Source organism: Spirillospora sp. NPDC048823 (assembly GCF_043198445.1).
In the GTDB taxonomy this organism is placed as follows: Bacteria; Actinomycetota; Actinomycetes; order Streptosporangiales; family Streptosporangiaceae; genus Spirillospora.
Map to the genome: position 1 here is coordinate 327124 of NZ_JBICUT010000007.1, position 25250 is coordinate 352373.

Annotated in this window: 19 protein-coding genes; 15 read left to right on the forward strand and 4 right to left on the reverse strand. The window is 71.0% G+C overall.

The annotated features are described in order from the left end of the window. Positions 1-195: 195 nt before the first annotated feature. From ACGFK0_RS19250 to ACGFK0_RS19280, 7 genes are all read left to right on the forward strand, one after another. Positions 196-1677, forward strand: coding sequence for an MFS transporter (locus tag ACGFK0_RS19250; RefSeq protein WP_392906416.1), 1482 nt, complete (start codon positions 196-198; stop codon positions 1675-1677). A gap of 123 nt (positions 1678-1800) precedes the next feature. Beyond that, positions 1801-3282, forward strand: coding sequence for a hypothetical protein (locus tag ACGFK0_RS19255; RefSeq protein ID WP_392906417.1), 1482 nt, complete (start codon positions 1801-1803; stop codon positions 3280-3282). 22 nt (positions 3283-3304) lie between these two features. Then, entirely contained in the window at positions 3305-4417 is a 1113-nt protein-coding gene (locus ACGFK0_RS19260) for an AAA family ATPase (protein WP_392906419.1), read from the forward strand. Next, entirely contained in the window at positions 4414-8592 is a 4179-nt protein-coding gene (fxsT, locus tag ACGFK0_RS19265) for an FxSxx-COOH system tetratricopeptide repeat protein (protein WP_392906421.1), read from the forward strand. Before ACGFK0_RS19260 ends, fxsT begins: the two co-directional genes overlap by 4 nt. Before the next feature lie 59 nt (positions 8593-8651). Next, positions 8652-9638, forward strand: coding sequence for a hypothetical protein (locus ACGFK0_RS19270; RefSeq protein ID WP_392906423.1), 987 nt, complete (start codon positions 8652-8654; stop codon positions 9636-9638). A 54-nt stretch (positions 9639-9692) separates the two neighbouring features. After that, positions 9693-10478: an ArsR family transcriptional regulator gene (locus ACGFK0_RS19275; protein WP_392906425.1), complete on the forward strand. Its 786-nt coding sequence runs from the start codon at positions 9693-9695 to the stop codon at positions 10476-10478. Next, a complete protein-coding gene (locus ACGFK0_RS19280; RefSeq protein ID WP_392906426.1) occupies positions 10462-10845 on the forward strand; it encodes a VOC family protein in 384 nt (127 codons plus the stop codon). The genes ACGFK0_RS19275 and ACGFK0_RS19280 overlap by 17 nt, the downstream gene beginning before the upstream one ends. Positions 10846-10876: 31 nt before the next feature. Here ACGFK0_RS19280 and ACGFK0_RS19285 read toward each other — a convergent pair whose 3' ends face one another. Further along, positions 10877-12895, reverse strand: a complete 2019-nt coding sequence (locus ACGFK0_RS19285) for a CocE/NonD family hydrolase (RefSeq protein WP_392906428.1) — start codon at positions 12893-12895, stop codon at positions 10877-10879. Between the two features lie 36 nt (positions 12896-12931). Next, positions 12932-14206: an acetyl-CoA carboxylase biotin carboxylase subunit family protein gene (locus ACGFK0_RS19290; protein ID WP_392906430.1), complete on the reverse strand. Its 1275-nt coding sequence runs from the start codon at positions 14204-14206 to the stop codon at positions 12932-12934. 198 nt (positions 14207-14404) lie between these two features. On the opposite strand from ACGFK0_RS19290, the gene ACGFK0_RS19295 reads away from it, so the two are divergent. Beyond that, on the forward strand, positions 14405-15961 hold the full coding sequence (locus tag ACGFK0_RS19295) for a cellulose binding domain-containing protein (RefSeq protein WP_392906432.1): 1557 nt from the start codon (positions 14405-14407) through the stop codon (positions 15959-15961). Positions 15962-16103: 142 nt separating this feature from the next. Then, on the forward strand, positions 16104-16934 hold the full coding sequence (locus ACGFK0_RS19300; protein WP_392906433.1) for a TIGR03620 family F420-dependent LLM class oxidoreductase: 831 nt from the start codon (positions 16104-16106) through the stop codon (positions 16932-16934). A 7-nt stretch (positions 16935-16941) separates the two neighbouring features. On the opposite strand, the gene ACGFK0_RS19305 is transcribed toward ACGFK0_RS19300, so the two are convergent. Continuing rightward, positions 16942-18417, reverse strand: coding sequence for a DUF222 domain-containing protein (locus ACGFK0_RS19305; protein WP_392906519.1), 1476 nt, complete (start codon positions 18415-18417; stop codon positions 16942-16944). 972 nt (positions 18418-19389) lie between these two features. Here ACGFK0_RS19305 and ACGFK0_RS19310 point away from each other — a divergent pair. From ACGFK0_RS19310 to ACGFK0_RS19330, 5 genes are all read left to right on the forward strand, one after another. Beyond that, positions 19390-20280 (forward strand): phosphorothioated DNA-binding restriction endonuclease, encoded by an 891-nt coding sequence (locus ACGFK0_RS19310; protein ID WP_392906435.1) that lies wholly within the window; start codon positions 19390-19392, stop codon positions 20278-20280. Positions 20281-20547: 267 nt separating this feature from the next. Beyond that, entirely contained in the window at positions 20548-22377 is a 1830-nt protein-coding gene (locus tag ACGFK0_RS19315; protein ID WP_392906437.1) for a chitinase, read from the forward strand. 97 nt (positions 22378-22474) lie between these two features. After that, positions 22475-23338, forward strand: a complete 864-nt coding sequence (locus ACGFK0_RS19320; RefSeq protein WP_392906439.1) for a lytic polysaccharide monooxygenase — start codon at positions 22475-22477, stop codon at positions 23336-23338. Between the two features lie 24 nt (positions 23339-23362). Further along, positions 23363-23551 (forward strand): hypothetical protein, encoded by a 189-nt coding sequence (locus tag ACGFK0_RS19325; protein ID WP_392906441.1) that lies wholly within the window; start codon positions 23363-23365, stop codon positions 23549-23551. Further along, positions 23548-23874, forward strand: a complete 327-nt coding sequence (locus ACGFK0_RS19330) for a DUF305 domain-containing protein (RefSeq protein WP_392906442.1) — start codon at positions 23548-23550, stop codon at positions 23872-23874. The genes ACGFK0_RS19325 and ACGFK0_RS19330 overlap by 4 nt, the downstream gene beginning before the upstream one ends. On the opposite strand, the gene ACGFK0_RS19335 is transcribed toward ACGFK0_RS19330, so the two are convergent. Continuing rightward, the gene (locus ACGFK0_RS19335; protein ID WP_392906443.1) at positions 23786-24436 is read right to left on the reverse strand and encodes a nitroreductase family protein; all 651 of its coding nucleotides are present in this window, start codon (positions 24434-24436) and stop codon (positions 23786-23788) included. The two genes, ACGFK0_RS19330 and ACGFK0_RS19335, sit on opposite strands and share 89 nt — an antisense overlap. A gap of 140 nt (positions 24437-24576) precedes the next feature. Here ACGFK0_RS19335 and ACGFK0_RS19340 point away from each other — a divergent pair, with 140 nt between their 5' ends. Further along, positions 24577-25122 (forward strand): NuoB/complex I 20 kDa subunit family protein, encoded by a 546-nt coding sequence (locus tag ACGFK0_RS19340; protein WP_392906445.1) that lies wholly within the window; start codon positions 24577-24579, stop codon positions 25120-25122. Positions 25123-25250 lie beyond the last annotated feature (128 nt).

Consider the following 25250-nt stretch of genomic DNA (forward strand, 5'->3'; position numbering starts at 1 on the left):
TTCCTCCCAAGCAACGATAAAAGCCCGCCCGGCCGGTCGGCAAACCGGTAGCATGCCGCTGTTTCGCGGGTATTCCACGATCGACAGTCTGACGTCATGCCGCACTACTAATCAGGACGCACCTGACATTCCTGGTTCGCCTCGAGACCTGCGGGCATGTGTTACTGCTCAAGGGGAGAGTTCGGACCAGTGACCATGACCGCGCCGGCAACGAAGCCGAAGGCGCAGGCGGACCGGAGGACGCGCTCGACACCCGTTGAGGACGGCACCGGAGGCCCCGGGCCGGGGCGGCTCGGGCGGCGGCGCAAGCACGGCCGCGAGCCGTGGCGGCGGAGGCTGCGCCCGCGGCGGCCACACGACTTCACCCTGCTGTGGGCGGGCTCGGCGGTCTCCCAGGTCGGTGCGCTGAACATGGCCACCGCGGCCCCGCTGCTGGCGCTGGCCCTCACCCCGTCCCCCGTCTTCGCGGGCTGGGTGCTGGCCGTCGGCACAATCCCGGGCCTGTTGCTGCACGTCCCGGCCGGGCTGGTCGCCGACCGCGTCGACCGCCGCAAGATCATGTCCTACTGCCAGGTGGTCCGCATCGTGGCGGCGGCCGTGCTCGCGGCCGGGCTGACGTTCTTCGACGACGGGAAGGAGGTCCTGCTCATCACGGCGATCGCCGCCGACGGCTGCGCCGTGGCGTTCTACAACATCGCCGAGACCGTCGCCGTCCGGCACGTGGTGCCGAGGGACACGCTGCACCCGGCGGTCGGGAAGAACGAGGCGAGGCAGCACATGGCGGTGCTGCTCGGCAGGCCGCTCGGCGGCACCCTCTACGCCCTCGGCCACATGTTCCCTTTCGTCTTCGGTGTACTGACCGCCTTGGTCTCGTGCCTGTCTCTGCACTGGATGCGCGCCCGCGACTTCCGGGCCATTAACAAACGGGCATCTAGTGCCATCGCGGATGACACGCATGAGAAGCATGACAAGGTGACACCGAAGCATCCACGGACCTCTCAGGACATTCAACAACAATCGCCTGGAATACTCGCAGGGCTCAAGTTCCTGGCTAAAAACCGATTTCTGCGCGGCACTCTCGGTGCCTGCGCCCTGGCGAACTTCCTCTTCCAGACGGTCATGCTCCTGCTCGTCGTGCGTGCGCAGCAGGAGGGCCTGCCGGGCTCGAAGATCGGGCTGCTGCTGGCGACGAGCGGCCTCGGCGGGGTCCTCGGGTCCATGCTCGCCGGGCGGGGGTCGCGCCGCGCGAGCCCGAGGAGGGTCGTCATCATCTGCGGGGCGCTCTGGCTCGTGCTCATCCTGGTCGTCGCCGTCAGCCAGTCCGCCATCTTCGGCCTGATGGCCTGGGGCGCGTGCGGCTTCATGGGCGCGCAGATCAACGTGACCCTGAGCATCTACGAGCTGACCGAGGTCCCGCCGCACATGCAGGGCGTCGTGGCGGGGTTCAACCGGTTCCTGACGACCGGCGCGATCTCCGTGGGCGCGCTGTGCGCCGGGTACATCGTCGCGGCGCTGGACGTCGACGGGGCGGCGATCCTGGCCGCCGGAGGGTTCACGGTCGTCGCGCTCGCCATCCCGCTCCTGCTGGCCTCCGAGCATCTCCTGCGGATCCGTCCGCCCCGGAGCACCCCGGCCGCCACCGCGCTGGCGGAGGACCCCAAGGCCGCGGCAGGCTGACCGGCATCGGTCACTCGAAGGAAAACGCGGAAAATGTGGCAGGCGCCCCAAATGCCCCCAGCCCGATGATCGTATATTTGTCCGACCGTACGTACGCGCGCGATGACGCGGAGGCACCGCACTGTGAACGGGTCGCTCGATCTGGCTGATCAGGAGCGGCTCGTCACGGCCTTCATGCAGATAGACGGCATGCGCCGGCGGCGTACCCGCGACCTCTACGTCACCCTCCTGGAGGACGAGCTCGGCCGGCATCTCCCGTTCGACCGGCACGAGGAGGAACTGCACGACGTCTGGTCGCTGGTCCGGGCCTGCCTCACCACCACCGGCGCGATCCATGCGCTGGCCGGGGTGCTGGAGCGGATCCACCGCGGCAGCACCCCGATGACCGGCCTGAACGCGGTAGTCGCCGAGCTGATCCCCGAGCCGCTGCTCACCCCGGCCGAAAGCCGTGACCTGCACCGCCTCGTCAGCGCGCTGGAGCGGGGCGGCGGCGCCGCCTCCCCGTACGCGTCGGTGCTGCCCTCGCTGTACCGGCGGGCCGTCGGCCCGGTGGGCCCGGTCCCCGACCACGACGTCCGGAGCATCCGGGAGGCCGTCGCCCATCTGGAGCAGGTCCTCCAGGGCGCGGACGGGGTGCCGCCGCTGCTGGTGCTCGTCCACGGGCTCGCCGAGCACGCCGAGGGGGACACGGCCGCCGCCGTCCGGGACTGGGCCCGCCGTTTCGCGGAGCGCTCGGGCGTCGACCCCGCACGGCTGGCCGGTCCGGAGCGGCCCGCACTGCCTTGGGGCCTCGCACCGGACGAAAGCGCACAGGCCGGTACGTACCTCACCGTCGAGTGCCGCCACGACGGCGCGGGGACCGACAGCCTGATGGTCACGGCCTGGCTCCAGAAGGGCACCGAACCCGGGATCACGCTGCGCAGCGACGACGAGCCGCTGCCGCGCGCGCTGCTCCCCGTCCTGCTCGGGGAACTACTGGCCGACGACCCCGAGGTGGTGAACCGCGACGACCCCGACCTGGTCATCGAGTTCGTGCTGCCCCGGGGCCTGTTCGGGTTCGCCTTCGACCAGCTCGCCATCACGGTCGACGGCCTGGAGCGGCGGCTGGGGGTCGACTACCCGGTGGTCCTGCGCAGCCTCGACCGGCTCCGGCGCGGTGCCCTGCACCACCACTGGCGCCGCAAGTGGACCCGGCTCCGGGACGCGTCGCAGGACGGCGAGGTCTGCTGGGTCGGCACGCCCGGGGAGTTCGACAACCAGTGGCTCTACGCCAGGCTGCTGCAGCCGTCCGCGTCGGTCCTGGCAATGGCCTTCCCGCCGTGGGGGGACACGCCCGAGCCGGTGGACGAGCTGTGGGTGGGCCTGCAGGCGGGAACGCCCGTCATCGCCTGGTGCCGCCGGGAGGAACCGTCCGACCACCTCGTCAAGCAGGTGACGGCGCTGCTGGCCACCGACCCGATGACGCTGCCGCACCGGCTTCTCGACCTGCGGCGCCAGGCAGCGCTGAACGGCCCCGGTGAGCACCCGGGACTGGACCTGGCCCTGCTCTTCGACGACGCAGACCGCATCCCCGAGCCGTACCAGCGGCTCAGACCGCCCACCTGACCGGCCACGAAAGAGGTACCCCATGTCTGATGCAGTGCCCGGGCCGGACGCAGTGCCAGGGGCGGACGCAGGCCCCGGGCCGGACACGGCGCCCGCCCCGCAGAGCGACTGGCACATCTTCACGGGCGGCAACCGGCCGCACGACCGCATCAGGAGCCTGCCGCCGCCTCCGCCTTGGCGGGACTTCAGCGCGGCCGGTTCCACGGGGGACCGGCGGCCCGGCGACGTCCGGCGCGCCAGGTCGTACCGGACGGACGAGAGCGTGGTCGACAAGGTCAATGCGGCGCTGCAGCTGCGCCGGCCGCTGCTGGTCACCGGCAAGCCCGGTTCCGGGAAGTCGACGCTGGCCTACAGCATCGCGTACGAGCTGGGCCTCGGTCAGGTCCTGAACTGGCCCATCACGAGCCGGTCCACGTTGCAGCAGGGCCTCTACCACTACGACGCGATCGGCCGGGTCCACGAGGCGAGCCTGCGCGGTTCCGGACCGGCGTGGACCGGCCCGGCAGCGGCGGAGACCGATGGCGGCGCCGACCCCGACGCCCGGCCCGACGCACCGGGCATCGGCCGGTACATCCGGCTGGGTCCGCTCGGTACCGCGCTGCTGCCGGGGGACCTGCCGCGCGTCCTGCTCATCGACGAGCTGGACAAGAGCGACATCGATCTGCCGAACGACCTGCTCAACATCTTCGAGGAGGGCTGGTTCCTGATCCCGGAGCTGGAGCGCCTCCCCGACGACCAGCCGGTCGTGGAGGTGATGACGGCGGGCGGCGACCCCGCGTCGATCAAGCGCGGCAGGGTCGCCTGCGCGGACTTCCCCATCGTCGTCATCACCAGCAACGGGGAGCGCGAGTTCCCGCCCGCGTTCCTGCGCCGGTGCGTCCGGGTGGCGATCGAGCCGCCGGGCGGCGAGCACCTCGCCGAGATCGTCGAGGCGCATCTGGGCGAGCCGGCCAGGCGGGAGGCCGAGGAGCTCATCCGCGACTTCCTGGCACGCCGCGCCCACGGCGACCTCGCCACCGACCAGCTGCTCAACGCGATCTTCCTGGCGACCTCGGGAGCCCGGCCGCCCGAGAGCGGGCTCGCCGACCTGGTCGACACGATCCTGCGTCCGCTGGGCATCCCGGGCTCGAAATGATCAGCCGGTTGGTCGAGGCGCTGTGGGCACTCGATCCGCCGCCCACCGCGCAGGAGCTGGCGGACGCGCTGTGGCTCGCCGCACGGATGCGGGAGGCCGAAGGGGACGCGGCCCCGCAGGCCCCTGAGGCGCCCCGGCCGCGCGTGCCCGCCGACACCCCTGGACCGCGGCCGGCGGGCGGCGCCGGGCCTTCGCAGGGCCACCGCACGGCGGCCGCGGGCAGGGATCCGGCCCCGCAGGCGGGCCTGTACGTCACGGGCCGTGAGCCGGGCCGGGCGTTCCCGGTCCGCAGCCCGGGGGTGGCCGCGATCTCGCACAGCCTTCCGCTGGTCCGCGCGATGCGTCCGCTGCGGGTCACCGCGCCGTCCCCCTCCCGGACGTATCTGGACGAGGCGCACACGGCGCAGAGTGTGGCCGAGACCGGTGTCTGGGTTCCGGTCATGCGGCCGTCACCGGAACGCTGGCTGGAGATGTCGCTCGTGGTGGACGCCGGCCGCTCCATGGTCATCTGGCAGCGCACGATCGAGGAGCTGCGGTTGCTGCTCCAGCAGCTCGGGGCCTTCCGCGACGTCCGGGTGTGGCGGCTGGACACCGACGCCGAGCGGTTGCGGCTGCGCACCGACACCACCCCCGGGGGCGGGAGCGCGGGCCAGGGCCGCAGTCCCGGCGAGCTGATCGACCCGACGCGCCGCAGGGTCGTCCTGGTCGTGAGCGACTGCCTCGGCGGGGCCTGGCGGGACGGCCGCGCCGCCGCCCTGCTGGAGAGGTGGGGCCGCGCGGGACCGGTCGCGATCGTCCAGCCGCTGCCGCAGCGGCTCTGGTCGCGGTGCGCGGCGGCGCTGGAGCCGGTGCGGTTCAGCACCGCGGTCCGCGCCGCCCCCAACGACCGGCTCACGGCGGTGCCGACCACGGCGCCCCTCCTCGACGAGAACGGCGGCCCGTCCGGGGCGGCCGCCGATCCGGGCGTCGCCGTGCCGGTCATGGAGCTGGAGCCGCGCTGGGTGCGCACCTGGGCGGGGTTCGTCGCCGCCGGCGGGCGGGACATGCCGGGCGTCGCGCTGTTCACCGGGCGCGCGGTGGCGCCGCTCGCCGGGGACGCCGGCGGCGCCGACCCGTCCCCGGTGGAGCGGGTCATGCGCTTCCGCGCGGCGTCCTCCCCCGAGGCGTTCCAGCTGGCGCGGCATCTGGCGGCGGCGCCGCTGAACCTGGACGTCATGCGGCTGGTGCAGCGGGCGATGCTGCCCCGGTCCACTCCGGCGCACCTCGCCGAGGTCTACCTGGGCGACCTGATGCGGACGGCCGGGTCGCAGGGCGGGACCGCCACCGATCACCTCCGCGGGGACGTCGCCGCCGGTGCCGGCGAATCCGATGGTTCTGGCGGCACGGTCTCCTACGACTTCCGGGAGGGGGTGCGCGACGTCCTGCTGAGCGGGGTGCTGCGCGGCGACGCGCTGCGCGTGCTCACGGAGGTCTGGCATGTGGTCAGGCATCAGCTCGGCTCCGCCCACGACTTCCCCGCCCTGCTCGGCGCGGTCCGGCGCGGCGAGGAGATCCTCCCGCGCGACCAGCCGTTCGCCCAGGTGGCCGTCCGGGTGCTGGCCCGGCTCGGCGGCCGCTACAAGGAGGTCGCCGAACGGCTCGGCGGCACGTCCACCGAAACCGGCGAGGACGGCGGAACCCGTCCGGCGGCGGGGCCGGGGCCGGGCGCCGGACGCGCCGCGGGGGCCCCGCCGGTCTGGGGCGGGGTGCCGCCGCGCGACCCCGGCTTCACCGGACGGGACGCCCTGCTGGCCGCTACCCGGGAGGCGCTGGACGGCGGCCCGGTGGCGCTCGTCCCCGAGTCCGGTCACCGGCTCGGCGGCGAGGGCACGTCCGGGCTCGCCGCCGAGTACGCGCACCGGTACGCGGGCGAGTACGACCTGGTCTGGTGGGTTCCCGCCGCCCAGGCCACGGACGCGTGGACCTCCCTGGCGGCGCTGGCGGGGCGGCTCGCCGGGGGCGGCGCGGGTTACGGCACCGCCGCGCAGGCGCTCCGGGCGCTCGGGGCCGGCACGGCGGCGGGGCGCTGGCTCCTCATCTATGACGACGCGGCGGATCCGCCCGGCCTCGAAACGCTGATGCCGCCCGCCGCGACGGGTGCGTCCACCGGTCATGTGCTGGTCACCGGCGGCGAGGCCGGCGCCTGGGCCGCCGCCGGGCACACCGTCATCCGGGTGGGCCGCCTCGACCGCGCGGACAGCGTCGCAATGCTGCGCACACGCGCGCCGGGGCTCACCTCCGAGGAGGCCGGCCTGCTCGCCCGAGACCTGGACGACCATCCGGCGGCATTGACGCTCGCGGCGGCATGGCTGGAGGCGGCACGGCGGTCGTCCGGCGAAGACGTCCGGGACTACCTGCGTCTCCTCGACCGGCGGACGCGGACGCTCGGCGACGAGCGACCGCGGATACCGCCCAGGGTCGCCGCCGCGGCCGGACTCGCCATCACGCGGCTCGGCGCGGAACGGCCCGCCGCCGGGCGGCTCCTGGAGCTGTGGACCCATCTCGGCTCCCACCCGGTCTCCGCCCGCATGCTGTCGTCCGGGCCGTTGGCGGACCTCGCGCCGGCGCTCGCGCACGAGGCCACGCTGCGGGACGCGATGCGCGACATCGACCGCTACGCGCTCGGGCGTTTCGATCCGGACACGGGAGTCCTCCGCGTCCATCCCCAGGTGCGGGCCGTGCTGCGGCTGACAGCGGCCCCGCCGGCGGACCACTCCCCCGTCCGCGGATGCGTCGACGCGATCCTCAGTGCCGCGACCCCGGCCGAGGAACCCGAGAACAGCGACAGCTGGGAGGCGCGCGCCGAGATCACCCCGCATCTGGCGCCCGCCGAGGCCGTGCTCGGCACCGCGCGGCACGTGGTCCTCGACCAGGTGCGGTTCCTGCTCGCACGCGGCGACGTCGACGGCGGCAGGCGGCTCGCCGAGGCCGCGGCCGGTGCGTGGCCGGACCTGCACGGCCCCGACGACGAGCTTCTCCTGGAGATCGGCCGGCGGCTGGCGGAGGCGCTGCGGCTGCTCGGCGACCACCGCGCCGCCGCCGGCGTCGGCGCGGGCCTGCTCCCGCGGATGCGGAGCCGGTTCGGCCCCGACCATCCCGGCACCCTGTCCACCGCGCGCGGCGCCGGCGTCGACCTGCGGTTCGAGGGCAGGTTCCGGGAGGCGTACGAACTCGACGACGACACCTGGCGGCGGACGCTCCGGCGCTTCGGCGCCGACGACGCACGTTCGCTGCTCGCCGCGGCCGACGTCGGGACGGATCTGCGGCTGCTCGGCGACGTCCACCACGCGCACGCGCTGGACTCCGACGCCCACGCGAGGCTGCGCCGCCGCCTCGGCCCGCGGCACCGCGACGTGGTCCGCGTCGCCGACTGCCTCAGCCGCGACCTGCACAAGCTCGGACGGTACGGCGAGGCCCTCGCGGTGCAGCGGGAATCCCTCGGGGACGCCGCCCGTTCCGCGCCGCCCCCGCCCCACGTGCTGCCGCTCCTCGTCACCCACGCCGGGACGCTCCGCGCGTCCGGCGAACCGGCCGAGGCGCACGGCGTCGCGCGGGAGACGCTGGACGGCGTCCGGCGGCAGTTCGGCGCCGACCACCCGCACACCCTCGCCGCCGAGGTGTGCCTCGCCCTCACGGAGATCTCCGTGGGCGTCCTGGGCCGGGCACGCGACAGGCTCCGCGAGGCCCACGCCGCGTACCAGCGGGTGATGGGCGCGGGCCACCCGTTCACCCACGTCTGCGCGGCCGGGTACGGGGCGGCGCTGAGGGCCGCCGGCGACGCCCAGACCGCTCTGGAGATCGACGAGGCGGCCCGCGCCGGCCTCGACGAGAATCCGGATCAGCACCATGCCCTCTGCTGCGCGGCGGGCGTGGCCGCCGACCTCTACCTGCTCGGCGAGATGGAGTCCGCCGCGGAGCTTTCCGCCGATATCGCTGCGGGCCTCCAGAACCGGCTGGGTCCGGCCCACCCGCACACGCTGGCCGCCGTCCACGACCACCAGGTGATCACTCAGAGCTCGGACACGCAGTCGGCCGACGCCCTGCGGACGGTGCTTGGCGACCGGCACCCCGACGTCGCCGCAGCGGCGGCGGGGGAACTCCTGGAGCTCCACATCGAACCCCTCCTGCTGGAGTGACCCCCATGGCAGGGGCGGATCCCATGGCGCACTCGCTGACCGGCACTCATAATCGACCCGTGGACACGGCACGCGGCGACTGGCGACCGGCGGGCCTGTGCTCCCTGTACCTCTGCGACATCGCCTCGTTCGGCGACCCGTCCCGCACCGACCGCGTGCGCGTCCACGTGCGGGACGTGCTCTACGAGAGCCTCGGGACGGCATTCCGGGAGAACGGCATCGCGTTCGACGCCTGCTACTGGGAGGACCGGGGCGACGGCGTGATGATCGCCGTGCCTCCGGAGTACGACCTCACCGCGCTTCTCACCACCGTGACCGACCGGCTCCGCGCCGAGATCCGCCACCACAACGCCGTCTCGGGCGATTCCGCGAAGATGCAGCTGCGGGTGGCCGTGCACATGGGGATGGCGCGTTCGGACGGCCGCGGCCTGGTGGGGACCGCCGTGAACGACGCGTTCCGCATCCTCGACGCGCCCGCGTTGAAGGACGCGCTGCGCGTCTCCGGAACGGCCGTGGGCGTGATCGTGTCCGATCGCGTCTACGACGACGTCGTCCGGCACGGCTGGGACCTGCTCGACCCGGGCGACTACCGGCCGGTCGAGGTGCAGGTCAAAGAGCTGACGACGAGGTCCTGGATGAACGTTCCGGGTCTGCCGTCGTCCGCCCCCGCGCAGTCACCGCCCGCGCAGGCACCGCCGGCACCGCCCGCGCAGTCACCGCCGGCGCCCTCCGCGCCGGCCGGGACGGTCCGCCCCGCCGGGGATCCGCCGCCGCTGTTCGAGCTCGTCGACCACCTGCTCGACATTCCGCTGCTGGCCCACGAGCGGGGACGCGACCAGCTCGTCGACGCCCTGCCGTTCGAGATCGGCGTGGTCATCCCGCGCAGGCCCGACGCCCGCTCCGACACCTACGCCATCGTCCGCACCTGCCTGGACTATCCCGGCGGCCTGAACCGGCTGTACCAGGCGGTCAGGGCGTTCACCGGCCCGTCGATGGCCATGACCCGCGTGGAGCAGACCCTCAACCGCTTCCTCCTGGGCTCCTGAGCCCCCCCACCGGCCATCCGACCCATCAAACTCGTTTGATGTATCCTGGGAGGCATGGAGTCGAAGGGTCCGGAAGTACCGCCGTTCGTGCGGCTGGCCGCCCATCCGCTGCGGTGGCGGCTGCTGACCGAGCTGGCCGGCGGCGACCACCGGGTCCGTGAACTCGTCGAACTGGTCGGCCAGCCGCAGAACCTGGTCTCCTACCATCTGCGGCTGCTGCGCGAGGGCGGGCTGGTCACCGCCCACCGCAGCAGCTTCGACTCCCGCGACAGCTACTACCAGCTGGATCTGGACCGCTGCGCACACGCCCTGGCCGCCGTCGGTTCCGGTCTGCACCCCGCGCTGCGCCTCGGCCCCACCCCACCTCGATCCGCCGGACGCCCGGCGGCTCGGCCTCGCGTGCTGTTCACGTGCACGGGCAACAGCGCCCGCTCACCCATCGCCGAGGCCCTGCTCCGCCACCGCACCGGCGACGACGCTGAGGTGACCAGCGCCGGCAGCCACCCCAGACCGCGTCTCCATCCCGACGCCGTGCGGATCCTCGGCGAGGACTACGGCATCGACGTCGGCGACCAGCGGCCGCGGCATCTGGACACCGTCGCCCGCCGCCCGTTCGACTACGTGATCAGCCTGTGCGACAAGGTCCGCGAGGTCTGCCCCGAGTTCGGCGGCCGGCCGCGACGGATCCACTGGAGCATTCCCGACCCTGCCGCCGCCGGCTCCGGTCAGCCGGGCCACGCCGCCTTCAGGCACACGGCGGCGCAGATCGACACCCGTATCGGGTACCTGCTACCCGTTCTCGCCACCGACCCGGAGGTCAACCATGACGACACCGGATGAGTTCGCCGGCGTCCGCTACATCGTCGACGACGTCGCCGCCGCCGTCGACTTCTACACGACGCACCTCGGCTTCACCGTGCGCTCCAACCCCGCACCCGCCTTCGCCGACGTGGTCCGCGGCCCGCTGCGGCTGCTGCTGTCGGGCCCGCCGAGCTCCGGCGCCCGCGCCACACCCGATGACCACGCCGCGCCGGGCCGCAACCGCGTCCACCTCGTCGTCGGCGACCTCGACGCCGAGATCGACCGGCTGCGCGCCTCCGGGCTGTCCTTCCCCGGCGAGGTCGTCTCCGGCCCCGGCGGCCGCCAGATCCTGCTCACGGACCCGGCCGGCAACCTCATCGAACTGTTCGAGCCGGCCGCCCACTGAACCGCCGGGTCCTGCCCACCGACCCGGCCGGTCAGAGCTGGTCGCGGGGGATGGTGATCGTCCAGTTGCGGGAGGCGACCCGGCGGTCGGCCTCGTAGGCGTCCAGTTCCGCGTGGAGATGGAAGTCCGTCTCGGTGGACGTCAGTTTGGTGCGGGTCACGGTGCTGACGTCCCAGTCGCCCCGGACGAATCCCATGCGCCATTCGACGTCGCCGAACACCGAGGTGAAGTCGTCGCCCGTCCAGCCGTAGGTCTCCTTGGCCAGGCGGGCCATGTCCAGGCCGATGTCGTCGATGCGGACGACGCCGAGATCCTTGACCACCTTGAGCGTGGACGCGTAGCCGACGAGGTCGCGGGACACCGTCCACCCCTCCTCACCGGCCCTGAGCTGCGTGGCGGAGATGGGGGGCGCCCCCTCCGGCTCCCCGAAGGCGCCGACGTCCGGTTCGCCCGGCGCGCCGACGGGCCGGACCGGCAGGTCCACGGCGCCGGCGAAGATCGACAGCCGGACGGAGCGCGGCGGCGGCCAGGCCAGCGGCCAGTACGACGTGGAGATCGACACGCGGATGCGGTGCCCGGCCGGGAAGGCGTGCGCCATCGCGTTCATGGTCACGCCGATCCGGTACCGCTTCCCCGGTTCCAGGGCGCGCGGGGCGGCGTGCCCGTCGCGGTGCGTGAGGTTGAGCAGGCCATAGGTGACGCGGGTGGCCCGGCCGTCCGGCGCCACGTCCGACAGCCGGACGGCCACCATCGCCTGCGGCCGGTTCGCCGCCAGCTCCAGCCGGACGACGGGCGCGCCGAGGACCTCACACCGCTCGTCGAGGCGTTCGCTCTCGAAGACGAGCGACCCGCCGTCCTCCTCGCGCTGGTCGTAGGGCAGGTCCGGGGGCGCGTTGTAGGAGCACCATTTGCCGGCGAACTGCCCGACGGAGAGCGGGGACTCCACGGTCAGTTCCCCGGGTTCGACCTTCTCGCCCTCCTTGGCGATGCGGTGGCTTTCCAGCGGACGGCTGCGGACGTCGATGCGGGGCGACGGCCAGGAGGTCTCGCCGACCCAGCGGCCCGGACGTTCCTCGTACGCGGTGGAGGGCGGCACGCTCTCCTGCATCCAGATGCGCAGTTTCGGCTCGTCCATCACGCCGTTGTCGGTGTCCTTGAGCCAGTGGTCCCACCACCGCACCAGCTCCTGCAGGAAACCGATCGCCGGGCCGGGCACGCCGAGATGGGGGTACTTGTGCGACCAGGGGCCGATGAGCCCCTGCGTGGGGACGTCCAGGTTGGCCAGGACGCGGAACACGGCGTTGGAGTATCCGTCGGCCCAGCCGCTCACCGCGAGGACCGGGCACCGGATGCCGGAGTAGTCCTCGCAGACCGAGCCGTGCCGCCAGTAGTCGTCGCGGTGCTGGTGGCGGAGCCACTCCTCCAGCCACAGCCCGCTGTGCTCCAGGCGTTCCCGCCACATGTCGCGCCATCGTTCGCCGACGACCGCCGGGTCGGGCGGGCACGAGGTGTAGGCGAACATCGTGGACGCCCAGGACAGGTTGTCGCTCAGCAGGCAGCCGCCCATGTAGTGGACGTCGTCGGCGTACCGGTCGTCGCTGAAGCACAGGGGCGCGATCGCGGCGAGGCTCGGCGGACGGCGCGCCGCGACCTGCAGCGCGTTGAACCCGCCCCAGGAGATGCCCATCATCCCCGCACGCCCGTTCGACCACGACTGGTCGGCGAGCCAGGCGAGAATCTCTTCGGCGTCGAGCAGTTCGCGTTCCAGGTACTCGTCGGTGAGGACGCCCTCCGAGTCGCCCGTGCCGCGCAGGTCGACCCGCACGCCCGCATACCCGTGTCCGGCCATGTAGGGGTGATGGATCGAATCGCGCCGCGCCGTCAGGTCCCGTTTCCGGTAGGGGATGAACTCCAGGATGACCGGGACCGGTTCCTCGTCCGAGGCCACCGGCCGCCAGATGCGTGCGGAGAGGCGTACACCGTCCGACATGGGAATCCAGACGTGCTCGTCCTCCCGCACCGCGTAGGGAAGCGCGGTCACCGTACGCATTTCGTTCCTCCGTGAGGCTCGGCGACGCCGGATCGTCTACTCGTCGACCTCGAACTTCAGGGCTGCCAGACACTGCTCGTAACGGGCTTCCAGTTCGGCCTGGTTCGCGGCGCCCATGAAGACGCGGCCCAGCTCGTAGCTGTAGCTGTCCTGCAGGGGCAGTTCGGACAACCGGTCACCGGGCTCCGCGGCGATCTTCACGATCGTGCCCGGAAGGTCCCGCTCGACCGCCGCGATCTCGTCCGCGGAGGGGACGCGCCGGACGACGCCGTCGGTGAACCGCCGGATGAACCATTTGGCGGCCACGTTGTACTCGCCTCCGCCCGAGGGCCGGAGTTCGGGGTCGAGTCCCAGCGCGAGCCGCACCATGTACTGGTGGTTGGGGACGCCGTCCACGTACTCGAACAGCGGGGCGTGCGACTGGGAGTGCCGGGGGTTGATCTCCAGGAGGTTGATCGCGTCGTTCTCGCGATCCCAGAAGTACTCGATGTTGAACGTCGTGGAGTCGAGCCCGATGCGCCTGATCACGCGCTCGGTGATGCCGGTCATGCGTTCGAGGACCTCGCCGGGCAGCGAGGACGGGTACTGGTAGCGCAGGAAGCTCGGCTTGCCGGGGTAGTCGATGGAGTCGACGACGCCGTAGACGCGCACCTCGCCGCCGAAGCTGCAGCCCTCGACCGTCACTTGGGCGCCCGAGATCGCCTCTTCGGCCATGCAGGCCGTACCGCCGACCTCGCCGATCTCCGGCGTTAGGTCGAGCCGGGCCAGGACGGCCTCGAACGGCCTGCCGAGCTGGTCGATGCCCTCGCGGATCTCGGCGACGGCCCGGCCGAACTCGTCCGGGTCCCTGACCAGGAACGCCAGCGCCGCCGACGTCGACTTCACCGGTTTGAGCCACATCGGGTAGCGCAGCCCCGGCGGCGGCCGCGCCTCGTCGGCTTCCAGATCGACCAGCCCGAACGGGGGATGCTCGTCGATCACCGTGCGCTGCTCGATGCGGCTCCAGTACTTGTGCTCGCACTTCACGATGGATTCGAGGGTCGGGCTGCGCAGCCCGTACCGGGCGCACAGGACGGGGACCATCGTCGTGATCGGGAAGTCCCAGAACCCGATGATCGCGTCGATCCGCCCGTCGAAGGCGTCCAGCTCCGACTCCGCCTTCGCCAGCAGCCGGTCGAAGTCGATCTCGCCGTGCTGCATCTCCTCAAGCGACATCAGCGGGTGGAAACGGTATTGCGCGAGGTGAGGGAGTTCTCGGAGCATCCGGAGGTTCAGGTCGTCCAGGCCGAGCACGAACACGTTCTGCGGCATGCATCCTCCAGTCCTGCCGATTCAGGGCTGCGTACCCCATACGGCGTCCCTAAACGGGCCGCCTCCGCGGGGCTTGCCGGACGGCGCAGAGGCCGGTTAAGGTTCACCAATTAACAGGAAGGTTTCCTATCAAATAGAGGCGCACCACTCGGGGTTCGGGGGATTCCCGCCGTCCACATCTCCGTCCCGGGAGCGACATTGAGAAGACCACTCCCCGCCCTCCTGCTCACGGCCCTCTGCTCACTCGTCCTCGCCCTGCTCTCCCCGATCCCGGCGAACGCCGCGTCGGTGACGGCGACGTTCGCCAAGTCCGCCGACTGGGGGTCGGGCTACGAGGCCAAGTACACGATCAAGAACGACACCGGCTCCGCGATCTCCTCGTGGACCGTGGAGTTCGACCTCCCATCCGGTTCGTCCGTCGGAACCTACTGGGACGCCCTGCTCACCGAGTCAGGGCAGCACGCCGCATTCACCAACCGCTCCTACAACGGAACCGTCGCGGCAGGCGCGACGGTCTCGTTCGGGTTCATCGTCACCGGTTCCGGTTCACCCCAGAACTGCACCATCAACGGCACGTCCTGCACCGGCGGAGACGACGGCGAACCCGGTGCTCCCTCCACCCCCGGCGCCCCGACCGTGACCGCCCGGACGGACGACGCACTGACGCTCTCATGGTCCGCGTCGTCCGGCACGGTCGACGGTTACCGCGTCTACGAGGGCTCCGCCGTCCGCGCCACCGTGTCCGGTACGAGCGCCACCATCACCGGGCTGGCCGCCTGCTCCGACCACACCTACACGGTCAAGGCGTACAACTCCGCCGGCGAATCCGCCGCGAGCGGCCCGGCCACCGCCACCACGACAGGCTGCACCACACCGGACGTCACCAAGCACGCCGCGCCCTACCTCTACATGGGCTGGGGCAACCCGCCGAGCCCGTCCACGGTCATGAACGCGACGGGGATCAAGTGGTTCACGATGGCGTTCATCCTGTCCGGTGGCGGCTGCAGCCCGGCATGGGACGGCACCCGTCCCCTCCAGGGCGGTGTGGACGCGCAGAGCATCGCGCAGATCCGCGCGGCCGGCGGTGACGTCCTGCCGTCCATCGGCGGCTGGTCCGGCAACAAGCTGGGCCCGAACTGCGCCACACCCGAGGCTCTCGCCGGTGCGTACCAGCAGGTCATCGACGCCTACGACCTCAAGGCCATCGACATCGACATCGAGAACAGCGACGAGTTCGAGAACGCCACCGTCCAGGACCGCATCCTGAACGCCCTCAAGATCGTCAAGCGGAACAACCCAGGCATCCAGACGATCCTGACGTTCGGCACCGGAACCGCCGGGCCGAACTACTGGGGCACCCGCCTCATCGACCGCGCCGCCGAACTCCAGGCCGACGTGGACATATTCACCATCATGCCGTTCAACTTCGGCGGCGGCTCCGACATGTACGGCAGCACCGTCAGCGCGTCCGAGGGCCTGAGGAACGCACTGAAGTCGGCGTTCGGATGGTCGGACGCGACCGCCTACTCGCACATGGGGATCTCCGGCATGAACGGCCTGTCGGACCAGCAGGAGGTCACGTCCGCGGCCGCCTGGACCCAGATCCGCGACTGGGCCGCCTCGCACGGCCTGTCCCGCCTGGCGTACTGGTCGGTCAACCGTGACCGTCCCTGCCCCGGCGGCGGCGTCACGTCCAACTGCAGTGGCATCGACCAGCAGGAATGGGAGTTCACCAGAATCACCGCAGGCTTCTGACCCTCCGCCCCAGCGGCCCGCGTCCCCCCTCCGCCGGGACGCGGGCCGCACCACGGCCGAGATGCGGGTTGACCTCAAGTTAAGTTGAGAACCTACCGTCGCATTCGTTCGACGAAGAACCCGACCTTGGGGGCGACGACAGATGACACGACTCGACCTTGGACCCATCGGTGTGACCCTGGACGTGCGCGCCGACGGCGGCCACCTCAAGGACGCCGCCATGCTGGAGAGCCTCGGCTACTCGACGCTCTGGATCGCCGGCGGACAGCTGGCGACCCTGGACCCGCTGCGGGACGTCATCCGGGCGACCGAGAAGATTCCCGTCGGCAGCGCGATCATCCCCGCCTGGGGGTACACGCCCGAAGACGTGGCGGCATTGCACCGCGACCTCGACGCCACCGATCCGGGACGCCTGATCACCGGGCTGGGCGGGGCGCACGGCGACCGCCCGCTGCACACCATGAACGCCTACCTCGACAGCCTGGACGCCGCCGACCCGCCCGTCCCCGCCGGCGCCCGGATGCTGTCGGCGCTGGGCCCGCGCATGCTGGAGCTGTCCCGCGACCGCGCGTCCGGCGCGATACCGCTCCTGGTCACCCCGGAGTACACCGCACAAGCCCGGCACATCCTCGGCGCCGAGGCGACCCTGGCCGTCATGGAGTACGTCGTCCTGGAAAGCGACCCGCAGCTGGCCAGGGACACGGTCCGGGAGCCCGTCGGTTTCCTGACCCGGGTCGGCGGCTACCCGCAGAACCTGCGGCGGATGGGCTTCGCCGACGAGGACATCACCGGGACGAGCGACCGCCTGCTCGACGGCCTGGTCGCCTGGGGCGACATCGACACCGTCGCCGCCCGCGTGACCCGCCACCTCGACGCGGGCGCCGACCAGGTCGTGCTCGCGGTATCTCCAACGGACCCGAACGCCGTCCCCCACGCAGAGTGGCGCACCCTGGCGAACGCCCTCATCGACTGACCCGCGCCTACTGCCGGTCGGGGCGGATGATGTACCAGGCGCCGGACGGGGTGGTCCAGATCAGCAAGCCGGGCCAGATGTGGTGGAGTGTCCAGCCCGGGGTTTGTTTGAGCCGGTGATGTCGTCGGCAGAATGGCGCCAGGTTGCAGCGGCAGGTGATTCCGGGTCGCCAGGGCACCGTGTGGTCGAGGTCGCAGCGGTGTGATGGCTGGTTGCAGGTGGGGTAGACGCAGGTGGCGTGGCGCTCTTGGATTTCTCGCCTGAGGTTGTCGGGTGGCCGGTGGCCGGGTCTTCCGTGTCGTGCGGCGTCTGCTTGGCAGAGGGTGTCGCGTTGTGGGGCGAGCCGGTCGTTGAGCTGGTGTACCGCCCGGTTGACGGCGGCGGGCATGTCCGCCGGGCGGGTGCGGTCGCGTAGGTGGGTGAGGCGCCGGTGAACCATCGCCAGTACTTCCGGCAGGCCCGGGTCGTGGTCGGGGGTGGTGGTCGGGGTGGCGTCACCGGCTGCCGTGCCCGTCCGGAGACCGGTGTCCGCCGTTGCAGGCTCGTTCGCCGTCCTGTGTTGGGGTGCTCGGCTGGTCTTGGGTCCTTGGTGGTTGCCCGCTGCGCGGTGCCTGGTTTGGCGGTGGGTGGTTTGGGTGAGGAGGGTGCGGGTGGCGGCGGGGAGGTCGGTGCCGTGCAGGAGTTGGGTGGCCAGGTCGGCGCGGATGAGGTGCAGGGGTCGGGTGTCGCCGTCTTTTTTGAGGCCGTGTGCGGCGGCGGTGATTTTGTTGAAGATGCCGTGGGCGTCTTCGGGTGCCAGGTCGCAGAGTGCCAGGTCGGTGGTGCCGGTTGCGGTGTCCCACAACTCCAGGCGGCGTTGCCGGACGGCTTGTTGTTTGCGTTCCTCGGCCGCCTCGGGGGCCAGGCGGTGCACGATCCGCTTGATGCGGCGGCGGAGTTGCCCGGTGGTCTGGGTGGGCGCCTTGTCCAGCGCGGCGGTTTGGACGTGTTGGGTGATCTGGTCGGGTAGGGAGTCGGTGGTGTCGCAGATGACGCGGGCTTTGGCCATGTCGATCCGGCCGGTTTCCAGGGCCGCGCCGGTGTCGGCGAGTGGGCCGGTCAGTTGTTGGGCGAGGTGGACCAGGGTCGCGGCGGTGTTGCCGGTGACGGTCAGCGCGGCGGCGATTTCTTCGGTGACCGCTTCACGCGCGGGCAGGGTCCGGTAGTCGCCGCCGCCGTCGGGTCCGGTGGTGGTGGTTTCGGTGGTGGTGCGGCGTTGGGTGAGTTCGGCGATGGCGGCGAGTTCGCGGGCTTGGGCCCAGGAGGTTTGGCGGCGGGCGGCGGCTGCGACCTGTAGTAGTTCGTCATCGGTCAGGTCGGCCAGGTGTTGTTTCCCGCCGGATAGGCAGATGGCCAGTTGCGGGCCGGGCGGGAACCATTCCCGGTCTTCCCATTCACGGGCGCCGGCGACAATGTTGGGGCCTTCGATGATTTCGAGGGGCATGGACACGGGGGTTCACCTCCCAACACCAAAATCCGTTACCCGTCATTCTATGGGAAGATCGCGGCAATGCCGGTGGGCAATCCGGACACGCCACATTACTGTCACCGCATTTCTTCCGCCCCCGGCCAGGCCAACCCGGGAAAGGGAGGACGTTTTTTGTGGGCGGTGGTCGTCCAACGGCCGGTGGTGGCTGAGCGCGGTTTTATCGGGGCAGGGTGGTTGCTGCGGGTGGGTGGTTGAGGTGGCCCCGGCGGCTCGGCCGCCCCGGTCGCCCGCTCGGCGTCGCCGATCGCTTGTGCCGCGCGGAGCGCGGCGTCCTGGCAGCCCTGCGCCAACCCGCAGAAGAACACCCTTCCCCGACCGCTACCGCAACCAACGTGACAGCAACCGGCGACAAAGACAAACGAGCGCACCCACCTTCGGAAGGCCACCCCAGCCCCCACCCACCGCAACCACACTGAAACCGGGAAAAGAAGAACCCCAGGCACGCGCACATCAGAGGGAAAGCCCGGATCCCATCAAGGGCCGGGGTTCCGGTAGTTAGTTTTTCGGCCATCGGCACCGTGAAGCCGATCATCGTCTACGTCCGTCCGGGGTGCCATCTCCGGTGAGAGCGACGGCTTAAGCAGGTCGACCGCACTGAGGCGGGGAATCTTGAGCGCCGGCGGCGGGCGTCAGCGGCTCCGGCGCGCGAGGCGGGACCTCAACCGTGGCCGCCGACCACCCGCTGAGGTGAGAGCACCCTCTCCATCGCGATTTCTCCCGCAAAGGGTGACCCGGTGAACGGTGACCGGTGGGCGGTGACCAGTGGAGGGTGGACGGTGAACGTCCCCGCCGCGATCAAGACCAGTCTTCGACGAGTCGCCGAGGCAACCCTCCTATGACGCCTCGACAACCCTGCATACGACGTCCGTCCGGATTAAGGTTTGGCCGTGGACTGGGTTGAGCGGGCATGAGCTGGGTTGAGCGGGCATGAGCTGGGTTGAGCGGGTAACACGCGTCCGCCGATACTCGCGCAATGGGGAGCGTGCCCCGCACAAGCCTCTATTGCTGCTGTACGCCCTCGGCCGGTTCCGGAGTGAGGGGCCGCGAGCGATCGAGTTCTCTGCGGCGGAGCAGGATCTGGGTCGGCTGCTTCAGGAGTTCGGGCCGCCCCGGGCGACCAGTCCGGGCTACCCGTTTCACCATCTGACCAATGACGACCGCCTTTGGGAGGTCACGACCGCTGGTGGCGCGGGCAGCCCGGGTCCCAATGTGGGCACGTTGAGGAATCTGCGTGCCAGCGGACGGCTGCATCCCGCCCTCACTGCCGCGCTCGCCGAGGATTCGGCGCTGCTGCCCCAATTGGTGCGGGCTCTGCTCGATGCCAACTTCGCGCCGTCGCTGCATGCCGACATCTGCCACATGGTCGGTTTGGATCTGGAGGACGCCGAACTTCCGTCCGGGGTGCGCGACGAGTTCGTCCATCGTGACCCGGCTTTTCGGCCTGAGGTGCTGGAGGCTTACGAGTACTGCTGTGCCTTCTGCGGTTACGACGGCTGGCTGAGTGGTGTCGCGGTCGGCCTGGATGCCGCGCATGTGCGGTGGCGGACGTATGGCGGTCCCGACGATCTGAGCAACGGGATCTGCCTCTGCGCGCTCCATCATCGGCTTTTCGATCGGGGTGTCGTCGGCCTGGCCGATGACCGCACCATCAACGTGTCGCGCAAGTACATTGGACGCGCCACGGCGTCCCGGAGTCTGGTCCTTGACCTGGTGGGACGGGCTGCACGGGAACCACAGGCGGGGTTGGCCCCGGTGGAGCACCAGCACATCGAATGGCATACCAGGCAGGTCTTCCGCAGCCCCGCCCGCGCAGCATAATTGGCGAGTATTGCCATTCGAGGACCGTTTATTCGGCCATAGGTGCCGATTTTCAAGACCGTTCCCGCTGGTTCGGCGTTCAACCTGGAGTGGTTGCCCGGCGCCGCCATCCCCTCACGGGACGAAGGGTTGCCCAGGTCACAGCCACTGGTTACGGTGCATTCAAACTGACAGGAAACCTTCCTAACTATTACTCCTTCGCACCTCGACGGCTTCGCCGAGACCGTCCGCCCGCACCTGGACAACCTTCCGTTGGAGGAACCCGTCATGAAGAGACTCTGGGGCCTGGCGGACGCCCACACCCGGACACACCGCCGCAGACGAGACGACACGAAGAGGCTCTCGATCTTGGCGGTCGTCGTCGCCGGGCTTCTGGTTGCGATCACGAGCCCGGCGCACGCGGAGAACGTACTGGTCAACGCCGGTTTCGAGAGCGGGTCGCTCTCAGGCTGGTCCTGCTCGGGCGGCGGGTCAGCGGTGACCAGCCCGGTGCGGACGGGTTCGTACGCGCTCGCGGGCGATGTGACCGCGGGTGACCCGGGGCAGTGCACACAAACGGTGAACGTCCAGCCCGGCACCGCCTATGACCTGTCCGCCTGGGTGCGCGGTAGTTACGTTTACCTGGGAGTGATCGGCGGGACGTCCACCTGGACGCCGTCCGCCTCGGACTTCACCGAGTTGTCGGTCTCGTTCACGACCGGCGCGGACCAGACGTCCGCGCAGATCTACCTGCACGGCTGGTACGGAACCGGAAAGTACTACGCGGACGACGTCGTCCTGGACGGTCCCGGCGGCGGACCCCGGCCGGGAGTGCCGGGAACGCCCGGAACACCCGGGGCAGGGACCGTCACCGACAGCTCCGTCACCCTGTCGTGGACCCCCGCCACCGGAACCGTCACCGGTTACCGCGTCTACGAAGGCTCCGCCGTACGAGCCACCGTGACCGGGACGAGCACCACCATCTCGAACCTGACCGAATGCAGTTCACACAGTTACACCGTCGCCGCCTACAACGACGTCGGCGAGTCGCCCAAGTCCGAGCCGGTCAACGCCCGGACGACCGGCTGCACCGACGCCGGGCTTCCCAAGCACGCCCTCATCGGCTATCTGCACGCGAGCTTCGCCAACGGCTCCGGGTACGTGCGGATGGCCGACGTCCCGGATGCGTGGGACATCATCGACCTCGCCTTCGGTGAGCCGACGTCACCCACGTCCGGCGACATCCGCTTCACCCGCTGCCCGGTGAGCGAATGCCCGAACGCGGAGAGCGAAGCCGAGTTCACCGCGGCCATCCGCGCCAAGCAGGCACAGGGCAAGAAGGTGCTGATCTCGATCGGCGGCGCGAACGGGCAGGTGCAGCTCACCACCACCGCCGCACGGGACGCGTTCGTCCGGTCCGTGTCGGAGATCATCGACCGCTACGGCCTCGACGGCCTCGACATCGACTTCGAAGGCCACTCCCTTTACCTCAGCGCGGGTGACACCGACTTCCGCAACCCCACCACGCCGGTGATCGTGAACCTGATCTCCGCGCTGAAGACGCTCAAAGCCAGGTACGGGGACGACTTCGTCCTGACGATGGCGCCCGAGACGTTCTTCGTGCAGGTCGGCCACCAGTTCTACGGCGGTTCCAGCGCCGGCGACAACCGGACGGGCGCCTACCTGCCCGTGATCCACGCGATGCGCGACGACCTGACCGTCCTGCACGTCCAGGACTACAACTCCGGACCCGTGATGGGACTGGACGGCCAGTACCACACCATGGGCGGCGCCGATTTCCACATCGCGATGACCGACATGGTGAAGGCCGGGTTCCCGGTCGCGAACACCGGTCATGCGTTCCCCGGCCTGCGTCCCGACCAGATCGGCGTCGGCCTGCCCGCCGCCGTCAGCGCGGGTAACGGGCACACCCCGCCGGCCCAGGTGCATCAGGCGCTGACCTGCCTGGTCAAAGGCCAGGAATGCGGTTCGTACACGCTCCGCGGCGGCGCCTCCCCGGGGCTGCGCGGGCTGATGACCTGGTCGATCAACTGGGACCGCTACTACGGCTGGGAGTTCATGAACAGCCACGACCCCTTCCTCAACGCCCTCCCCTGAGAACTCCCCGAGGCGACCCCGGCAACCCGACCCGGGGCCCGGTGAACCTGGCGAACTCAGCGATTTCGGCGAACCCACCCCCACCGGAAGGAAGTCAATGAGATCCGCCCGCTCGAAGGCCGCCGCCGTGGCGGTCACCGTGCCGGCCGCGTCGGTGCTGGTCGTGCTCGGCACCGCGACCGCCGCCAGCGCGCACGGCACCATGTCCGACCCGCCGAGCCGCGTCTACGTCTGCAAGGACGAGGGCCCGGAGAGCCCCGACTCCGACGCGTGCAAGGCCGCCGTCGCCGCCGGCGGCACCCAGGCGTTCTACGACTGGAACGAGGTGTCGCTGCTGAACGCCGGCGGCCGCCACCAGGAGATCATCCCGGACGGCCAGTTGTGCAGCGCCGGACGGGCGAAGTACCGCGGCCTGGACCTGCGGCGCACCGACTGGCCCGCGACCCCGATGTCGTCCGGCCCGCAGACGATCACGTACCACGCGACCGCCCCGCACGGGAACAGCAACTTCGAGTTCTACATCACCCGCGAGGGTTGGGACCCGTCGCAGCCACTGCGCTGGTCGGACCTGGTCCACGTCCGGACGTTCACCCATCAGAACCCCACCACGTTCACCAACTGGACGATCAACATCCCGCCGCGGACGGGCAGGCACGTCCTGTACTCGATCTGGCAGCGGGTCGTGGGCAGCGAGGAGGCGTTCTACACCTGCTCGGACGTCGACTTCGGAGGATCGACTCCCCCCACCGACCCACCAACGGACCCGCCTACGGACCCGCCGACCGACCCACCAACAGACCCGCCGACCGATCCGCCGAGCGGTACCTGGGCCGCAGGGACGGCCTACACCGCGGGCGACCAGGTGACCTACAACGGCGAGACCTACGAGTGCCTGCAGTCGCACACCGCACTCGCCGGCTGGGACCCCTCCGCCACCCCCGCCCTCTGGCGACAGCTGTGACCCGTCCGCGATGACGTCCACGCCATGAAGCGGCGGGTCGTGAAGGGCGCGGCACTGGCCATTCTCGCCGTGTGCGTCCTGCTCGTGTCCGTGCAGTGCGGAGCCGCCGGCGGTTCACCGGGCGGCGGCTCCGCGGCGCGGGGTGGACGCGGGTTCAACGCCACCGACGTGATGTTCCTGCAGATGATGCTCCCCACCAGGAGCAGGGCGTGAAGCTGGCCCGGCTGGCGCGGCGGCATCCCGTCCGTCCCGAGGTCAGGACGCTGGCCTCGGCGATCGAGGCCACCCAGGTCGCCGAGGCGAAGCGGATGCAGGAGCGGCTGCGTGCATGGCGCCGGCCGCCGCGGGGGCGGGCGCACGAGCACGCGGCGCACGGCGGCATGCCGGAGACCACCGATGCCGAACTGGCGGCGCTGAAGCGGCCGCCGTCGCCGCACGTGCTGCCGGTCACCAGCGGTCGAGGTGCAGGACCTCGTCGAGTGGAACGCGCGGGGCGGGACGGAAGGTGTCGCCCGTGTAGTAGGCGGTCGGGATGAGCGCGCCCTGCCTCACGTTCCCGGGCAGGCCGAGCAGTTCCGCCACTTCGTTCTCGTACGTGAGATGCAGCGAGGTCCATGCGGTGCCGAGCCCGCGTGCCCGCGCGGCGAGAGCGTAGTTCCACGCGGCGGGCAGCAGCGAGCCCCACAGGCCGGCCTGGTTGCCGGCGGGGAGGTGCCCGCCGTGCAGCCGCAGGCACGGGATCACCAGGACGGGCACGTCCCCCATGTGTTCGGCCAGGTAGGCGGCGCTGTCGCCGACGCGGCGCTGCACCTCGGCGCGTTCGGGGTCGTTCTGGTAGAGCGAGACGGCCGTGCCGCCGGACTGGGCGTAGGAGGCGAACGCCCGCCGGTAGTACTCGCCGATCGCCGCGCGGACCTCCGGGTCGGTGACGACGATCCACTGCCAGCCCTGCCGGTTGCTCCCGCTCGGGGCCTGCAGCGCGATCTCCAGGCATTCGCGGACGAGTTCCAGAGGCACGGGCCGCTCCAGGTCGAGGCGTTTGCGCACCGTGCGGGTCGTGGTCAGCAGTTCGTCCGGGCCGAGCGGCAGTGTCGTCATGATCCCCATGGTGCCGCAGCCGCCGTCCCGCCCGCCCGACCACCCCCCGCCGTACCGCCGGCGCCGTTTGGACCATGTGGTCCATTTCACACACATAGACCTTTGGACCAGATGGTCCATTCTTCGGTATCGTCACCGCCATGGGACTTGAGGAACAGCTTCCCAGCGGATTCCTGCTGACCACCGTGGAGAAGTTCGCGGGCTGGGCGCGGTCCAGTTCGATGTGGCCCATGACCTTCGGGCTGGCCTGCTGCTCGATGGAGCTGATGGACGTCGGCATGCCGCGCCACGATTTCGCCCGCTGGGGAATGGAACGCGCGTCGGCCACGCCCCGGCAGGCCGACCTGATGATCGTCGCGGGCCGGGTGAGCCAGAAGATGGCGCCCGTGCTGCGGCGTCTCTATGACCAGATGACCGAGCCGAAATGGGTCATCGCGATGGGCGTGTGCGCCTCGTCCGGCGGCATGTTCAACAACTACGCGATCGTGCAGGGCGTCGACCACATCGTGCCGGTGGACTTCTATGTTCCCGGCTGCCCGCCCCGGCCCGAAATGCTGCTGGACGCGGTCCTCAAGCTGCACGACCGGATTCAGAACGACACTCTCGGCGCCCACCGGAAGGCCGAGATCACCGAACTGGAGAACCGGGCCGCCTCGCACCGGCGCCCGTCGAGGATCGTCCCGTAGCCGAGGATCGACCTGTAGCCAAGGATCGTCCCGTAGCCAAGGATCGTCCCGTAGCCAAGGATCGTCCCGTAGCCAAGGATCGTCCCGTAGCCAAGGATCGTCCCGTAGCCAAGGATCGTCCCGTAGCC

Excerpts from the sequence above, each read along its gene's own strand:
- ACGFK0_RS19310 (WP_392906435.1), top strand. The coding sequence starts at position 19,390 with ATGAGCTGGGTTGAGCGGGTAACACGCGTCCGCCGATACTCGCGCAAT.
- ACGFK0_RS19300 (WP_392906433.1), top strand. The coding sequence starts at position 16,104 with ATGACACGACTCGACCTTGGACCCATCGGTGTGACCCTGGACGTGCGC.
- ACGFK0_RS19325 (WP_392906441.1), top strand. The coding sequence starts at position 23,363 with ATGAAGCGGCGGGTCGTGAAGGGCGCGGCACTGGCCATTCTCGCCGTG.
- ACGFK0_RS19305 (WP_392906519.1), bottom strand. The coding sequence starts at position 18,417 with ATGCCCCTCGAAATCATCGAAGGCCCCAACATTGTCGCCGGCGCCCGT.
- ACGFK0_RS19250 (WP_392906416.1), top strand. The coding sequence starts at position 196 with ATGACCGCGCCGGCAACGAAGCCGAAGGCGCAGGCGGACCGGAGGACG.
- ACGFK0_RS19320 (WP_392906439.1), top strand. The coding sequence starts at position 22,475 with ATGAGATCCGCCCGCTCGAAGGCCGCCGCCGTGGCGGTCACCGTGCCG.
- ACGFK0_RS19290 (WP_392906430.1), bottom strand. The coding sequence starts at position 14,206 with ATGCCGCAGAACGTGTTCGTGCTCGGCCTGGACGACCTGAACCTCCGG.
- ACGFK0_RS19260 (WP_392906419.1), top strand. The coding sequence starts at position 3,305 with ATGTCTGATGCAGTGCCCGGGCCGGACGCAGTGCCAGGGGCGGACGCA.
- ACGFK0_RS19285 (WP_392906428.1), bottom strand. The coding sequence starts at position 12,895 with ATGCGTACGGTGACCGCGCTTCCCTACGCGGTGCGGGAGGACGAGCAC.
- fxsT (WP_392906421.1), top strand. The coding sequence starts at position 4,414 with ATGATCAGCCGGTTGGTCGAGGCGCTGTGGGCACTCGATCCGCCGCCC.
- ACGFK0_RS19340 (WP_392906445.1), top strand. The coding sequence starts at position 24,577 with ATGGGACTTGAGGAACAGCTTCCCAGCGGATTCCTGCTGACCACCGTG.
- ACGFK0_RS19335 (WP_392906443.1), bottom strand. The coding sequence starts at position 24,436 with ATGACGACACTGCCGCTCGGCCCGGACGAACTGCTGACCACGACCCGC.
- ACGFK0_RS19275 (WP_392906425.1), top strand. The coding sequence starts at position 9,693 with ATGGAGTCGAAGGGTCCGGAAGTACCGCCGTTCGTGCGGCTGGCCGCC.
- ACGFK0_RS19280 (WP_392906426.1), top strand. The coding sequence starts at position 10,462 with ATGACGACACCGGATGAGTTCGCCGGCGTCCGCTACATCGTCGACGAC.
- ACGFK0_RS19315 (WP_392906437.1), top strand. The coding sequence starts at position 20,548 with ATGAAGAGACTCTGGGGCCTGGCGGACGCCCACACCCGGACACACCGC.